At 54.3% G+C, this 15,411-nt stretch carries 16 protein-coding genes; 9 read left to right on the top strand and 7 right to left on the bottom strand.

Going from position 1 to position 15,411, the window contains the following annotated elements; all coding sequences use genetic code 11:
- Nucleotides 1–65: 65 nt before the first annotated feature.
- On the bottom strand, nucleotides 66–674 hold the full coding sequence (locus tag ACE15A_RS00690) for a glutathione S-transferase (RefSeq protein ID WP_023247322.1): 609 nt from the start codon (nucleotides 672–674) through the stop codon (nucleotides 66–68).
- Nucleotides 675–1,151: 477 nt separating this feature from the next.
- Here ACE15A_RS00690 and mtlA point away from each other — a divergent pair, with 477 nt between their 5' ends.
- From mtlA to mtlR, 3 genes are all read left to right on the top strand, one after another.
- Nucleotides 1,152–3,065 carry a PTS mannitol transporter subunit IICBA gene (mtlA, locus tag ACE15A_RS00685; protein ID WP_000093295.1) on the top strand — a complete coding sequence of 638 codons (1,914 nt, stop codon included), beginning with the start codon at nucleotides 1,152–1,154 and terminating at the stop codon, nucleotides 3,063–3,065.
- Nucleotides 3,066–3,194: 129 nt separating this feature from the next.
- Entirely contained in the window at nucleotides 3,195–4,343 is a 1,149-nt protein-coding gene (gene mtlD, locus ACE15A_RS00680) for a mannitol-1-phosphate 5-dehydrogenase (RefSeq protein WP_023247321.1), read from the top strand.
- Nucleotides 4,340–4,930, top strand: coding sequence for a mannitol operon repressor MtlR (gene mtlR / locus ACE15A_RS00675; RefSeq protein WP_000193201.1), 591 nt, complete (start codon nucleotides 4,340–4,342; stop codon nucleotides 4,928–4,930). The genes mtlD and mtlR overlap by 4 nt, the downstream gene beginning before the upstream one ends.
- A gap of 9 nt (nucleotides 4,931–4,939) precedes the next feature.
- Here the strand turns inward: mtlR and ACE15A_RS00670 are convergent, their stop codons facing one another.
- Complete coding sequence (locus ACE15A_RS00670) at nucleotides 4,940–5,149, bottom strand: hypothetical protein (RefSeq protein ID WP_001062562.1); 210 nt, start codon at nucleotides 5,147–5,149, stop codon at nucleotides 4,940–4,942.
- 290 nt (nucleotides 5,150–5,439) lie between these two features.
- On the opposite strand from ACE15A_RS00670, the gene ACE15A_RS00665 reads away from it, so the two are divergent.
- The 5 genes from ACE15A_RS00665 to trmL all read left to right on the top strand — a co-directional run bounded on the left by ACE15A_RS00665 (nucleotide 5,440) and on the right by trmL (nucleotide 10,228).
- Nucleotides 5,440–5,802, top strand: coding sequence for a YibL family ribosome-associated protein (locus ACE15A_RS00665; RefSeq protein WP_000665689.1), 363 nt, complete (start codon nucleotides 5,440–5,442; stop codon nucleotides 5,800–5,802).
- Between the two features lie 272 nt (nucleotides 5,803–6,074).
- Nucleotides 6,075–7,730, top strand: a complete 1,656-nt coding sequence (gene lldP / locus ACE15A_RS00660) for an L-lactate permease (RefSeq protein WP_053509340.1) — start codon at nucleotides 6,075–6,077, stop codon at nucleotides 7,728–7,730.
- Nucleotides 7,727–8,503: a transcriptional regulator LldR gene (lldR, locus tag ACE15A_RS00655; RefSeq protein ID WP_000636693.1), complete on the top strand. Its 777-nt coding sequence runs from the start codon at nucleotides 7,727–7,729 to the stop codon at nucleotides 8,501–8,503. The genes lldP and lldR overlap by 4 nt, the downstream gene beginning before the upstream one ends.
- Nucleotides 8,500–9,690 (top strand): FMN-dependent L-lactate dehydrogenase LldD, encoded by a 1,191-nt coding sequence (gene lldD, locus ACE15A_RS00650; protein ID WP_001635973.1) that lies wholly within the window; start codon nucleotides 8,500–8,502, stop codon nucleotides 9,688–9,690. Before lldR ends, lldD begins: the two co-directional genes overlap by 4 nt.
- 64 nt (nucleotides 9,691–9,754) lie before the next feature.
- Entirely contained in the window at nucleotides 9,755–10,228 is a 474-nt protein-coding gene (gene trmL / locus ACE15A_RS00645) for a tRNA (uridine(34)/cytosine(34)/5-carboxymethylaminomethyluridine(34)-2'-O)-methyltransferase TrmL (RefSeq protein ID WP_000932339.1), read from the top strand.
- A gap of 185 nt (nucleotides 10,229–10,413) precedes the next feature.
- On the opposite strand, the gene cysE is transcribed toward trmL, so the two are convergent.
- From cysE to ACE15A_RS00620, 5 genes are all read right to left on the bottom strand, one after another.
- Complete coding sequence (cysE, locus tag ACE15A_RS00640) at nucleotides 10,414–11,235, bottom strand: serine O-acetyltransferase (protein WP_001112115.1); 822 nt, start codon at nucleotides 11,233–11,235, stop codon at nucleotides 10,414–10,416.
- A 77-nt stretch (nucleotides 11,236–11,312) separates the two neighbouring features.
- On the bottom strand, nucleotides 11,313–12,332 hold the full coding sequence (gpsA, locus tag ACE15A_RS00635) for an NAD(P)H-dependent glycerol-3-phosphate dehydrogenase (RefSeq protein WP_023247315.1): 1,020 nt from the start codon (nucleotides 12,330–12,332) through the stop codon (nucleotides 11,313–11,315).
- Entirely contained in the window at nucleotides 12,332–12,799 is a 468-nt protein-coding gene (gene secB / locus ACE15A_RS00630; protein ID WP_000003370.1) for a protein-export chaperone SecB, read from the bottom strand. Before secB ends, gpsA begins: the two co-directional genes overlap by 1 nt.
- A 43-nt stretch (nucleotides 12,800–12,842) precedes the next feature.
- Entirely contained in the window at nucleotides 12,843–13,094 is a 252-nt protein-coding gene (gene grxC / locus ACE15A_RS00625; RefSeq protein ID WP_001273795.1) for a glutaredoxin 3, read from the bottom strand.
- A gap of 86 nt (nucleotides 13,095–13,180) precedes the next feature.
- Complete coding sequence (locus ACE15A_RS00620; protein WP_001156175.1) at nucleotides 13,181–13,612, bottom strand: rhodanese-like domain-containing protein; 432 nt, start codon at nucleotides 13,610–13,612, stop codon at nucleotides 13,181–13,183.
- Between the two features lie 246 nt (nucleotides 13,613–13,858).
- On the opposite strand from ACE15A_RS00620, the gene gpmM reads away from it, so the two are divergent.
- Nucleotides 13,859–15,403 (top strand): 2,3-bisphosphoglycerate-independent phosphoglycerate mutase, encoded by a 1,545-nt coding sequence (gene gpmM / locus ACE15A_RS00615; RefSeq protein ID WP_053509338.1) that lies wholly within the window; start codon nucleotides 13,859–13,861, stop codon nucleotides 15,401–15,403.
- Nucleotides 15,404–15,411 lie beyond the last annotated feature (8 nt).

Here is a 15,411-nt window from a genome sequence, read left to right as displayed (position 1 = left end):
CTGGAGAGGGATATCGACTTGAGGGGGATTGTAACGTGAGTTTGCTCAGGCGGACATAATGCGCGTCAAGCCTTCGGTGCTTCGGTGCGGGCAAAGCTTTCGCGCTGAAAAAGCGTTTCGACCAGTTTGACCAGGTGGGGGCGGCCAACGCACCAGCCCGGCGCGACCCGGCGGAAGTTGAGATAGCCTACCGCACAGGCAATCGCGATAGTCGCCAGATTCACCGTATCCGTTTTTAGGGTCCCGTCGCTCAGATAACCTTCGAGCATATCCAGACTGCGGTTGATTTTTTCCCGCTGGCGCAGCAGTTCCGTTTCCGATTGCTGCGCCGCCGGACGCGCCTGTTCGCGTACAGAGACCAACGCGGCATCCATAATGCCATCGGCCAACGCTTCAAGCTGGCGAATTTTAAGCGCCGCCATGGGGTCACGCGGGAGCATCGCTGGCGCGATATCCAGCAGCTCAATATATTCCGCGATGATCGGCGAATCGAACCAACATTCCCCTTTCTCCGTCACCAGTGCCGGCACCTTACCCAGAGGGTTGTATTGCGCCACGCCGTTATCCGCCTCGTAGGGCAGTTCGTTAACAAATTCGAAGGTGATGCCCTTTTCCAGCAGCAGAACAGAGATTTTGCGCACAAAAGGGCTAGTATAGCTACCGATGAGTTTCATGCCGTGTCCTTTTTTGCCAACCAAGTAAAAATCATAGTATGGCTCAAATAAACGAAAAGAGACGCTAAAGGAAGTTGCTGAGTGACATAACGTGAGAGGGCTCGCGACAAAATGTTTGCCGGATCGTATTGACGTTACCCGGGCCTAAAATTTCTTGTGAAGATGATCACAAAAATTCAACAAAGCACCAAAATAAAAGTGTGAAATATCTCACATAAAATTGCCTTTTAAGGTCTAAAAATTAGATGCGTTGTTTTTTTACACAGTAACTTTGTGATCAATATCACATAAATTACCTCTCTACCCCCTATATTTATGCGATCTAAATCACATTAACTGTCCCTGTCTGGACAGTTGAACGATTCAGTGCCAGATTGCGCAGTATCTACACTACAGGGTCCGGCTACCTCTGCCGCTACATTAACAAACCTCGGGCTTTTCAGCCTGCGCGACAGCAACATAAGAAGGGGTGTTTTTATGTCATCCGATATTAAGATCAAAGTGCAAAGCTTTGGTCGATTCCTCAGCAATATGGTGATGCCTAATATCGGCGCGTTTATCGCGTGGGGTATTATCACCGCATTATTTATTCCGACAGGGTGGTTGCCTAACGAAACTCTGGCGAAACTGGTTGGTCCGATGATCACCTACCTGCTGCCGCTGCTAATCGGTTATACCGGCGGTCGTCTGGTTGGCGGCGAACGCGGCGGCGTGGTGGGCGCTATCACTACCATGGGCGTTATAGTCGGCGCGGATATGCCGATGTTCCTCGGCTCGATGATCGCCGGTCCGTTGGGCGGCTACTGCATTAAGAAATTCGACAGTTGGGTAGACGGTAAGATCAAATCCGGTTTTGAGATGCTGGTGAACAACTTCTCCGCTGGCATTATCGGTATGATCCTCGCCATGCTGGCGTTCCTCGGTATTGGTCCGGCGGTTGAAGTCCTGTCCAAAATTCTGGCGGCGGGCGTTAACTTCATGGTGGCGCACGATATGCTGCCGCTGGCGTCCATTTTTGTTGAACCGGCGAAAATCCTGTTCCTCAATAACGCGATTAACCACGGTATCTTCTCACCGCTGGGTATCCAGCAGTCCCATGAGATGGGTAAATCCATCTTCTTCCTGATTGAAGCTAACCCGGGTCCGGGGATGGGTGTCCTGCTGGCGTACATGTTCTTCGGTCGCGGCAGCGCTAAACAGTCTGCGGGCGGCGCGGCAATTATCCACTTCCTGGGCGGTATCCACGAGATCTACTTCCCGTACGTGCTGATGAACCCGCGCCTGATTCTGGCGGTGATTCTCGGCGGTATGACCGGCGTATTCACCCTGACCATCCTGAACGGCGGTCTGGTCTCTCCGGCGTCTCCGGGCTCCATTCTGGCGGTACTGGCGATGACGCCAAAAGGCGCTTACTTCGCTAACATCACTGCCATCGTGGCGGCAATGGCGGTCTCCTTCGTGGTTTCTGCAATTCTGCTGAAAACCAGCAAAGTGAAAGAAGAAGATGACATTGAAGCGGCCACCCGTCGTATGCATGACATGAAAGCACAGTCCAAAGGCGCCTCTCCGCTGGCGGCTGGCGATGTCACCAACGACCTCAGCCATGTACGTAAAATCATTGTCGCCTGCGATGCCGGTATGGGTTCCAGCGCGATGGGCGCAGGGGTACTGCGTAAGAAAGTACAGGATGCGGGTCTGAGCCAGATCTCCGTCACCAACAGCGCCATTAACAATCTGCCGCCGGATGTGGATCTGGTCATTACTCACCGCGACCTTACCGAGCGTGCGATGCGCCAGGTACCGCAGGCGCAGCATATTTCGCTGACCAACTTCCTGGATAGCGGCCTGTACACCAGCCTGACCGAACGTCTGGTTGCCGCACAGCGCCACAATACCAATGAAGAAAAGGTACGTGACCATCTGAAAGATAGCTTTGAGGAAGGCGATAACAACCTGTTCAAGCTGGGCGCGGAGAATATCTTCCTCGGACGTAAAGCGGCCACGAAAGAAGAGGCGATTCGCTTCGCCGGCGAGCAGTTGGTGAAAGGCGGCTACGTACAGCCGGAATACGTCGACGCGATGCTGGAACGTGAAAAGCTCACCCCGACCTATCTGGGCGAGTCTATCGCAGTGCCGCACGGTACGGTGGAAGCGAAAGATCGCGTACTGAAAACCGGCGTGGTGTTCTGCCAGTATCCGGAAGGCGTGCGCTTCGGCGAGGAAGAAGATGACATCGCGCGTCTGGTCATCGGCATCGCCGCTCGTAATAATGAGCACATTCAGGTGATTACCAGCCTGACTAACGCTCTGGATGACGAGTCAGTTATTGAACGTCTGGCGCACACCACCAGCGTCGATGAAGTGCTGGAACTGCTGGCAGGCCGTAAGTAAGTTCTGTTTGCCCGGTGACGCTACGCTTACCGGGCCTACGGTTTCCTCTCCCGCAAGGGAGAGGGTTAGGTTGAGGGGAAAGCCTCACCCCAGCCCTCTCGGGTAAAAACATTAATGAAGGTTAATACTATGAAAGCATTACATTTTGGCGCAGGTAATATCGGTCGTGGCTTTATCGGCAAATTGCTGGCTGACGCGGGGATACAACTGACGTTTGCGGATGTAAATCAGGTGGTGCTTGACGCCCTGAATGCCCGTCATAGCTATCAGGTCCATGTCGTGGGTGAAAATGAGCAAGTGGATACGGTCTCCGGCGTTAACGCGGTAAGTAGCATCGGCGATGAGGTGGTAGAGCTGATTACCAGCGTCGATCTGGTGACGACTGCTGTCGGCCCGGTGGTCCTGGAGCGTATCGCCCCGGCTATCGCTAAAGGGCTGGCAAAACGTAAGGCGCAGGGCGTGGATGCCCCGCTGAATATCATCGCCTGCGAAAATATGGTGCGCGGTACCACGCAGCTCAAAGGCCATGTGATGAACGCGCTGGCGGATGGCGATAAAGCCTGGGTTGAACAGCACGTCGGTTTTGTAGATTCCGCCGTTGACCGTATCGTGCCGCCTTCCGCTTCCGCCACCCATGACCCGCTGGAAGTAACGGTAGAAACCTTCAGCGAGTGGATCGTCGATAAAACCCAGTTTAAAGGCGCGTTGCCGACCATTCCGGGGATGGAGTTAACGGATAACCTGATGGCATTTGTCGAACGTAAACTCTTCACGCTGAACACGGGGCATGCTATAACCGCGTACCTCGGCAAATTAGCCGGTCATCAGACCATTCGCGACGCCATTCTCGACGAGAGTATTCGCGCGGTGGTTAAAGGCGCGATGGAAGAAAGCGGCGCGGTGCTGATCAAACGCTACGGTTTTGATGCTGACAAACATGCGGCATACATTCAGAAAATCCTCGGTCGTTTTGAAAACCCGTATCTGAAAGATGACGTCGAACGCGTAGGCCGTCAGCCGCTACGCAAACTCAGCGCGGGCGACCGTCTGATCAAACCACTGCTTGGCACCCTGGAATATGGTCTGCCGCATGTGAATCTGGTGAAAGGGATCGCGGCGGCGATGCATTTCCGTAGCGATGAAGATCCGCAGGCGCAAGAGCTGGCGGCTCTGATTACCGAAAAAGGCCCGCAGGCCGCGCTGGCGCAAATTTCCGGACTGGATGCCAATAGCGATGTGGTGGCGGAGGCGGTTAACGCATATAACGCGACCAAATGACGCAGAACCCGGCGCAGGTTAGCCTGCGCCCAAATAACAGATTGTCAGATATGCAGGCAATAATGGAACAAACCCAGGCCTTTGAAAATCGTGTGCTTGAGCGTCTGAATGCTGGCAAAACCGTACGGAGCTTCCTGATCACCGCCGTCGAGTTATTGACCGAGGCGGTGAATATCCTGGTGCTTCAGGTGTTTCGCAAAGACGACTATGCCGTGAAATACGCTGTGGAACCGTTGCTGGACGGCGACGGGCCGCTGGGCGATCTTTCGGTACGTCTGAAACTTATCTATGGCCTGGGCGTACTCAGCCGCACCGAATATGAAGATGCGGAGCTGTTAATGGCGCTGCGCGAAGAGCTGAATCACGACGGCAATGAGTACGCCTTTACCGACGATGAGATCCTTGGGCCGTTTGGCGAACTGCACTGCGTCATGGCGCTACCGCCGCCGCCGCATTTTGATACGTCCGACGCGGCGCTATACGCCATGCAAATTCAGCGCTACCAGCAGGCGGTGCGTTCGACGATGGTCCTCTCCCTGACCGAGCTGATTTCTAAAATCAGCTTAAAAAAGGCATTTCAAAAGTAAATCCCGCCGTTAACCTCTTTCTTCTTCTTTTGGTCGGTACAACCGCCGGTAATATTCCAGGCGCTGCAAATAAATGGGCGCGCTCTCCGACGGCACTTCGGAAGGAACATAATTACGCGGCGGCGTTTTATTCAAGTACTCACGGAACGCCTGGCTGGATGCCATAAAATCGACGGCTTTATCAATAAGAAGGGGTACGTTCTCACCTATTTTTGCCATGATAGATCCTCCATGTGTGACCCGCGTCTGACTCCCGCGGCCGCTTATTTGAGTTTAGGATCGATTTAGCGTTGTCATTGAGGAAAATGTGCTTAATCGCTTTTCTTGCCGGCAAAAAGGCGCTTCATCTTTTCTTTCGAAAAAAAGGATTTTATTCTCAAAGAGATAACTAAATAATTAGCGGTGTAATACTTGTCATAATTGATTATCTTTACGCCATGAGTTGTGAAGAATCACCCACTGCGCGCATACTATAGGGTATCTATCCCATTTCTATCAGAAGCTATCCCATGAAAGAAGTCGAAAAAAACGAAATTAAACGCCTGAGCGATCGTCTTGACGCTATTCGCCACCAGCAGGCAGGTCTCTCGCTGGTTGAATCCGCCGATAAATACGCGGAGCTGGAAAAAGAAAAAGAGACGCTGGAAGCAGAAATCATCCGCCTGCGCGAAGTACACAGCCAGAAACTGAGTAAAGAAGCGCAGAAGCTGATGAACCTGCCGTTTCGCCGCGCTATCACTAAAAAAGAGCAGGCCGATATGGGCAAACTCAAAAAAAGCGTACGCGGCCTGATCGTGGTGCACCCGATGACGGCGTTGGGCCGGGAAATGGGGCTCAAAGAGATGACAGGCTTTAGTAAAACAGAATTCTAAACGTTGACCGGGCGGCGCTTTCGCTTACCCGGTTCTTCCCTTCTTATGCCTGAATTATTGGCCCTACCAATTCCCGCTGAATCCGACCACAGGTTCACATTTCATTAAATTAACTCTACACTACCGTTGCCAATAAATAACATCTGGTTAACTATTCGTTGTCATTATCCATACACAACAATATTGGCAGGACCACTTTTACACATAATGTGACCCCAACGAGATGAGCAAAGATTCATCCCATTATGCGTGTGGTTCTCAGGAGACCTGCAATGAACCTCTGGCAACAAAACTATGACCCGGCGGGTAATATCTGGCTTTCCAGCCTGATCGCATCGCTCCCGATCCTGTTCTTCTTTTTCGCCCTGATTAAACTCAAGCTAAAAGGCTATGTTGCCGCCTCGTGGACGGTCGTTATCGCGCTCGCCGTCGCGCTGCTGTTCTATAAAATGCCGATAGATCACGCGCTGGCGTCGGTCGTGTACGGCTTCTTCTACGGGCTATGGCCAATTGCCTGGATCATTATCGCCGCGGTCTTCGTCTATAAAATTTCGGTAAAGACCGGACAGTTTGACATTATCCGCTCGTCAATTCTGTCGATTACGCCCGATCAACGCCTGCAAATGCTGATTGTCGGCTTCTGCTTCGGCGCGTTCCTTGAAGGCGCGGCGGGTTTCGGCGCGCCAGTGGCGATTACCGCCGCGCTGCTAGTGGGGTTAGGCTTTAATCCGCTGTATGCGGCAGGGCTGTGCCTGATTGTAAACACGGCGCCGGTTGCATTTGGCGCGATGGGCATTCCGATTCTGGTTGCCGGACAGGTCACGGGCCTGGACAGCTTTGAAATCGGTCAGATGGTGGGCCGCCAGTTGCCGTTCCTGACCATTATCGTCCTGTTCTGGATTATGGCGATTATGGACGGCTGGCGCGGCGTGAAAGAAACCTGGCCTGCGGTGATGGTCTCTGGCGGTTCATTTGCTATCGCCCAGTATCTCAGCTCCAACTTTATCGGGCCGGAACTGCCGGACATTATCTCTTCACTGGTGTCTCTGGTGTGCCTGACGCTGTTCCTCAAACGTTGGCAGCCGGTACGCATCTTCCGCTTCGGCGATATGGGCGCGTCGCAGGTCGATCAGACGCTGGCCCGCACCCACTATACGAAGGGACAAATTGTTCGCGCCTGGTCGCCGTTCCTGTTCCTGACTGCCACGGTCACCCTCTGGAGCGTACCGCCGTTCAAAGCGCTGTTTGCCCCCGGTGGCGCGCTGTATGACTGGGTTATTAACGTTCCGGTGCCATATCTCGATAAACTGGTCGCCCGTATGCCGCCGGTCGTACACGAAGCGACCGCTTACGCTGCGGTGTATAAATTTGACTGGTTCTCCGCCACTGGCACCGCGATCCTGTTCGCCGCGCTGTTGTCTATCGTCTGGCTGAAAATGAGACCCTCAGCCGCAATCCAGACCTTTGGCAGCACGCTGAAAGAGCTGGCGTTGCCGATTTACTCCATCGGTATGGTACTGGCGTTCGCGTTTATCTCGAACTATTCCGGGCTTTCTTCTACGCTGGCGTTAGCGCTGGCGCACACCGGCAGCGCCTTCACGTTCTTCTCGCCGTTCCTCGGCTGGCTGGGCGTCTTCCTGACCGGCTCGGATACCTCATCTAACGCGCTGTTTGCCTCTCTACAGGCTACTGCGGCGCAGCAAATCGGCGTCTCTGATGTGCTGATGGTGGCGGCGAATACCACTGGAGGCGTAACCGGGAAGATGATCTCGCCACAGTCTATCGCCATCGCCTGCGCGGCAGTGGGGCTGGTAGGGAAAGAGTCCGATCTGTTCCGTTTTACCGTCAAACACAGCCTGATCTTCACCTGTATGGTGGGCGTGATCACTACGCTTCAGGCCTATGTTTTAACCTGGATGATTCCGTGATTGTGATGCCAAAACGCCTGTCAGACGAGATTGCCTCTCGCGTGCGGGCGCTGATTGAAGAACAAAACCTGGAAGCGGGCATGAAATTGCCCGCTGAGCGCCAGTTGGCTATACAGCTTGGCGTATCACGCAACTCTTTACGCGAAGCGCTGGCGAAGCTGGTCAGCGAAGGCGTGCTGGTGAGCCGTCGCGGCGGCGGGACATTTGTCCGCTGGCAGCACGAAACCTGGTCTGAACAGAATATCGTGCAACCGCTGAAAACGCTGATGGCGAACGATCCGGACTACAGTTTCGACATTCTGGAAGCCCGCCACGCCATTGAAGCCAGTACGGCCTGGCACGCCGCCATGCGCGCCACCGCCGCCGACAAAGAGAAAATCAGACTCTGCTTTGATGCGACGCTCAGTGAAGACCCGGATCTCGCCTCCCAGGCCGACGTGCGCTTTCATCTGGCGATCGCGGAAGCCTCGCACAATGTGGTGCTGCTGCAAACCATGCGCGGTTTCTTCGACGTACTGCAATCCTCCGTCAAACAGAGTCGCCAGCGTATGTATCTCGTTCCGCCCGTATTCTCAAAACTGACGGAACAACACCAGGCGGTGATGGACGCCATTCTGGACGGTGACGCCGACGGCGCGCGTAAAGCGATGATGGCGCACCTCAGTTTTGTCCACACCACGATTAAACGATTTGATGAAGACCAGGCTCGCCAGGCGCGTATTACCCGCCTGCCCGGCGACCATAATGAGATGACCAGGGAGAATAAATCATGATTATTTCAGCAGCCAGCGATTATCGCGCCGCAGCTCAGCGCACGTTGCCTCCTTTCCTCTTCCACTACATCGACGGCGGCGCGTATGCGGAATATACCCTGCGCCGAAATGTGGAAGACCTGTCGCAAGTCGCTCTGCGCCAGCGCGTGCTGAAAAATATGTCCGATTTAAGCCTGGAAACGACCCTGTTTAACGAAACGTTGTCGATGCCGGTGGCATTAGCGCCAGTGGGTCTGTGCGGCATGTACGCCCGTCGCGGCGAAGTACAGGCCGCCGCCGCCGCGGACGCGAAGGGTATTCCGTTCACCCTTTCCACCGTCTCCGTCTGCCCGATTGAAGAGGTTGCCCCCACGCTTAAACGCCCCATGTGGTTCCAGCTCTACGTATTACGCGATCGTGGTTTTATGCGCAACGCGCTTGAACGCGCGAAAGCGGCGGGCTGCTCCACGCTGGTCTTTACCGTGGATATGCCGACGCCGGGCGCACGCTACCGTGACGCCCACTCCGGAATGAGCGGCCCAAACGCGGCCATGCGCCGTTACTGGCAGGCGGTCATGCACCCTAAATGGGCGTGGGATGTCGGCCTGAACGGTCGTCCGCATGATTTAGGCAATATTTCTGCCTATCTGGGTAAACCGACCGGCCTTGAAGACTACATCGGCTGGCTGGCAAATAACTTCGATCCATCCATCTCCTGGAAAGATCTGGAGTGGATACGCGAATTCTGGGACGGCCCAATGGTGATCAAAGGTATCCTCGATCCAGAAGATGCCCGTGATGCGGTACGTTTCGGCGCTGACGGTATCGTGGTGTCGAATCACGGCGGCCGCCAGCTTGATGGCGTGCTCTCTTCCGCCCGCGCCCTGCCCGCCATTGCCGATGCGGTGAAAGGCGATATCGCCATTCTGGCGGATAGCGGGATTCGTAACGGGCTGGATGTCGTGCGTATGATTGCGTTGGGGGCCGATACCGTACTGCTGGGTCGGGCCTATCTCTACGCGCTGGCGACGGCAGGAAAAGCCGGTGTCGCCAACCTGCTGGACCTGATTGAGAAAGAGATGAAAGTCGCCATGACCCTGACCGGCGCGAAATCCATTAGCGAAATCAGTGGCGATTCACTGGTGCAGGAACTGGGGAAAAGTTTGCCCGCCGCGCTGGCGCCAATGAGCAAAGGCGATGCCGCCTGAACGCCCGGCGCGTGAGAGCCCGGTAAATTTCTGCTATTCTGCCCCCCGCATTTAAGGGGGCATCATGCTTAACATCGTACTCTTCGAACCAGAAATCCCGCCGAATACCGGCAACATCATTCGTCTTTGCGCCAATACCGGCTTTCGTCTGCACATCATCGAACCGATGGGGTTTACCTGGGATGATAAGCGCCTACGCCGCGCAGGGCTGGACTATCACGAATTCGCCGCGGTTCAGCGCCATCACGATTATACCGCCTTTATCGCCGCCGAAAATCCGCAGCGCCTGTTTGCGTTGACGACAAAGGGCACGCCCGCCCATAGCGCCGTAAGCTATCAGGATGGCGATTATTTGATGTTTGGCCCGGAAACGCGCGGCCTGCCCGCCAGCATTCTCGATGCGTTGCCTAAAGAGCAGAAGATTCGCATTCCGATGATGCCGGATAGCCGCAGCATGAACCTGTCGAATGCGGTGTCGGTGGTGGTGTATGAAGCGTGGCGCCAGTTAGGATACCCCGGCGCGGTATTGCGGTCGTAATATATTCAATGCCGGATGGCGGCTGATGCCTTATCCAGCCCACATTAATATTGATAATATTCGTTTCGAGCGTTATCGGCGCAGCCATTGGACACGGACTGCGCTTGTCTACCTGCGCGTACACGCAGTACGTGAGGATGACGAGCACAGCCCAGGTTCAATATGGCAAGTAAGACAGCTCGAAATCAGATGCCGTCGCCATACTCAAAAGTATGGTGTATCCCGTTGAAATGCTGGTCCATATCCATCGACGGCTTATCGCTGCCCGGCTTGCCGACAATACGCGCCGGAACGCCTGCGGCGGTGGTGTGCGGCGGGACAGGCTGTAAAACGACGGAGCCTGCGCCAATTTTCGCGCCGCGCCCCACCTCGATATTGCCGAGAATTTTCGCGCCCGCGCCAATCATCACGCCTTCGCGGATTTTAGGATGGCGATCGCCGCTGGTTTTCCCGGTACCGCCCAGGGTGACGGATTGCAGGATCGACACATCATCCTCAATAACCGCCGTCTCCCCCACCACAATACCGGTGGCATGGTCGAGCATAATCCCGCGGCCAATTTTCGCTGCCGGGTGAATGTCCACCTGAAACGAGACCGAAACCTGATTTTGCAGGAAGATAGCCAGCGCGCGGCGACCTTTATTCCACAGCCAGTGACCAATGCGGTAGGCCTGCAACGCATGAAAGCCTTTCAGATATAACAGCGGCGTGGAGTATTTATCCACCGCCGGATCGCGAGTGCGCACTGCCTGAATATCGCAGGCTGCCGACGCGATCATTTCCGGGTCGGCGGCGTAGGCTTCTTCGACCACTTCACGGATAGCGATAGCGGGCATGATGGGCGAAGCCAGTTTATTTGCCAGCATATAGCTCAGCGCACTGCCCAGATTTTCATGCTTGAGTAACGTGGCGTGATAAAAACTGGCCAACATAGGCTCACAGTCAGCTAAAGCGCGGGCTTCAGCTTTAATATTGTTCCAGACGATTTCCAGTTCTTCACACGGCATGGCTTACTCCAGGCGGACAGAAAACGACCAACCCGTTCTGTGCGGGTTGGGTCGTTTATGCAAACAGTTCCTTACGGCTAGTGGCGACTCAGCTCTTCCTTGCGGGCGCGACCTAATAACGTTAATGCTGCCTCGCGCGCGTTTTTTCCGCAATACAATACTTGATAAATTTCCTCGGTTATTGGCATTTCAACACCAAAACGGTGCGCCAATTCACGAACTTCTTTAGTATTGCGATAGCCTTCGACCACCTGGCCAATCTTATCCTGCGCGCCTTTAACGTCCATGCCCTGGCCAAGCATCATGCCAAAACGGCGGTTGCGCGACTGGTTGTCGGTACAGGTCAGCACCAGATCGCCTAAGCCCGCCATCCCCATAAAGGTGGCGGGATCGGCGCCAAGCGCTGCGCCAAGCCGCGACATTTCGGTCAGCCCACGCGTGATTAGCGCCGTGCGGGCGTTCGCGCCGAAGCCGATGCCGTCAGACATCCCCGCGCCAATCGCAATCACGTTTTTCACCGCGCCGCCAAGCTGCACGCCGATAAAATCCGCATTGATATAGACGCGAAAACTTTTTCCGCAGTGCAACAGTTGCTGGAGATCGTCGGCAAAGGTCTCATCGGTTGAGGCCAGAGAGATTGCCGTCGGCAAACCCGCCGCCAGCTCTTTAGCGAACGTCGGGCCGGAAATCACCGCCAGCGGGATTCTATCGCCTAACGCCTCGCGAGCGACATCCTGCAACAGGCGTCCCGTTTCCGCTTCCAGGCCTTTGGTCGCCCATACCAGTCGCGCATCCGGACGCATCAGCGGTTTAATCTGCCGCAGCACGTCGCTGAAAACATGGCTTGGCACCACCACCAGAATGTTACGACTGGCCGCCAGCGCGGTTGCTAAGTCGCTTTCCAGGTGTAATGTATCAGGAAAAGGCACATCGGGAAGGAACGCGACGTTGCAGCGATCGTGCTCCAGGGTCGCGATATGTTTTGGGTCGTGGCCCCACAGGACAACCTGGTGGCCGTTTCTCGCCAGAGTGATGGCAAGAGCGGTGCCGTACGAGCCGGCACCGATGACTGTCATTGACGCATTACTTTGGTTCATCAGGCATCCTGATGTTCTTCAGTACCTTCGCCAGCCTGCTGCTGCAAATAGTTCATGAACAGCGCATCAAAATTGACCGGCGCAAGGTTCAGTTGCGGGAACGTACCGCGTGAAACCAGGCTGGTGATGCATTCGCGGGCATACGGGAACAGAATGTTCGGGCAGTATGCGCCCAGGCAATGCGCCATCTGAGTACCTTCAATACCGCTGATGGAGAAAATACCGGCCTGCTGAACTTCGCACAGGAACGCGGTTTCTTCACCCAGGGAAGCCGTTACGGTAACACGCAGCACAACTTCATAAACGTCATCCGCCAGTTGGGAAGATGCCGTATCAAGATCCAGTTTAACCTCTGGCTGCCAATCTTTCTGGAAAACATGCGGTGCGTTTGGCGCTTCGAAAGAAACATCCTTGGTATAGATACGTTGGATCTGGAAAGCCATTTCAGTGTTATTTTGTTCTGACATGTGTAAAACCCTTTAGTGTTGTCCTTAAATACTTGAGTACGCCTTAACGCAACAGCGGATCCAGTCCACCACGCGCATCCAGCGCATACAAGTCGTCACAACCGCCAATGTGCTGTGCATCAATAAAAATTTGCGGAACCGTCGTTCGGCCACTACGTTTGATCATCTCTTCACGCTTCACGGCGTCGCCGTCAATCGCAATTTCCTGGAAACTCACGCCCTTGCTGTTTAACAGCGCTTTTGCACGATGGCAAAACGGGCAGGTTGCTTTGGTGTAGATTTCAATATTGGCCATGACTTCGCTCCTGTTTTTTTACCCGATGGATTTCATGTCGAAGCAAGGGCAAGTCATTCCCCTTGCGTCATGAAAACGACGGGTAATTACTTACCGCGCACCAGAGGCAGATTCTCGCCGCTCCAGCCTGCTACGCCTTCTTTCAACACAAAGACCTTTTCAAAGCCGGCTTTTGTCAGCGCGTTAGCGGATTCCTGGCACTGCATACCAGAACCGTCGACCACGATAATCGGCTTGTCTTTGTGCTTTTCCAGTTCGCCAACATTGTTGGCTTTGATTTCGCTCGGCAGCAAATTGGTCGCGCCAGCGATATGGCCTTTACGGAAATCGTCACGTTGACGTAAATCCACAACAATGGCGTCCTCTTTATTGATAAGGCGCGTGGCTTCGCCGCGTGTAATCACCTTAACTTTTGAAGTCAGACCTTTGAACGTGGTAAATAAAACCGCCACCAGTAACGCAATCCAGGCGATACTCAGTATGGGATGACGGCCAACAAATTGCATAATTTCTTGCATGGGGGGTAACAACTCCCGACGTAGTGATTAAAAAACCAGGAAAGGAGTATACCTGCGCAATGGCGCAAATACAGCCAGAGCGTGCACTGGAATGCATTTTTGCGGGGCGCTACGAAAAAAATCGCGTTATTACTTGCCTTCTCACGCCAGCGCGCTCCCTTTCTTTGATCTTCTGAGGCTATTTTATCGATTCAGCTGTAGTAAAATTACGCAATTATTTTGTCTATTGAGTATGAGGTTGTCGCAATGTCGGTTTCTAAAAAACCTATGGTACTGGTGATTCTGGATGGCTACGGCTACCGTGAAGAACAGCAGGATAACGCCATCTTAAATGCCAAAACTCCGGTGATGGATGCTCTGTGGACAAAACGTCCGCATACCCTGATCGACGCATCCGGTCTGGAAGTGGGTCTGCCTGACCGCCAGATGGGCAATTCCGAAGTGGGCCACGTTAACCTGGGTGCAGGTCGCATCGTTTATCAGGACCTGACGCGTCTGGACGTTGAAATTAAAGAACGTACTTTCTTTGCTAATCCGGTCCTGACTAATGCGGTTGACCAGGCGAAAAACGCCGGTAAAGCGGTTCATATTATGGGCCTGCTGTCCGCAGGCGGCGTCCACAGCCACGAAGATCACATTATGGCAATGGTGGAACTGGCCGCAGAACGCGGCGCAGAAAAAATCTATCTGCACGCCTTCCTCGACGGTCGCGACACGCCGCCGCGCAGCGCTGAAGCCTCGCTGAAAAAATTCGAAGACAAATTCGCCGCGCTGGGCAAAGGCCGCGTTGCGTCTATCGTCGGTCGTTACTACGCTATGGACCGCGACAACCGTTGGGATCGCGTGGAAAAAGCGTATGATCTGATGACCCTGGCGCAGGGCGAATTCCAGGCGGATACCGCCGTGGCTGGCCTGCAGGCTGCTTACGCTCGTGATGAAAACGATGAGTTTGTCAAAGCGACCGTTATCCGCGCCGAAGGCCAGGCCGATGCGGCAATGGAAGATGGCGACACGCTGATTTTCATGAACTTCCGCGCTGACCGCGCGCGCGAAATTACCCGGGCTTTCGTTAACGCTGATTTCGATGGCTTTGCGCGTAAGAAAGTGGTTAATCTCAACTTCGTGATGCTGACTGAATACGCCGCCGATATCAAAACCGTCGTAGCTTACCCGCCAGCTTCACTGGCGAATACGTTCGGCGAGTGGATGGCGAAAAACGATAAAACCCAACTGCGTATTTCCGAAACGGAAAAATATGCGCACGTAACCTTTTTCTTTAACGGCGGCGTAGAAGAACCGTTTGCTGGCGAAGAGCGCATCCTGATCAACTCGCCGAAAGTGGCTACTTATGACCTGCAACCGGAAATGAGCTCTGCAGAATTGACTGAAAAATTGGTCGCGGCGATCGAAAGCGGTAAGTACGACACCATCATTTGTAACTATCCAAACGGCGATATGGTCGGTCATACCGGCGTGATGGAAGCCGCTATCAAAGCGGTGGAAGCGTTGGACAACTGCATTGAACAGGTAACAAAAGCGGTTGAATCCGTTGGTGGACAACTGTTGATTACCGCGGACCACGGCAACGCGGAGCAGATGCGCGATCCGGCGACCGGTCAGGCGCATACCGCCCACACCAACCTGCCGGTGCCGCTGATTTATGTCGGCGAGAAAAACGTGAAGGCGGTCGAAGGCGGCAAACTTTCAGACATTGCGCCTACCATGCTGTCGCTGATGGGGATGGAAATCCCGCAAGAGATGACTGGTAAGCCGCTGTTCATCGTGGAATAATCCCTCCC

The sequence above is a fragment of the Salmonella sp. HY31 genome (genome assembly GCF_042604575.1).
Classification (GTDB): domain Bacteria; phylum Pseudomonadota; class Gammaproteobacteria; order Enterobacterales; family Enterobacteriaceae; genus Salmonella; species Salmonella diarizonae.
Note: the sequence above shows the minus strand (reverse complement) of the source record. Positions and strands in the feature narration are given on the sequence as shown.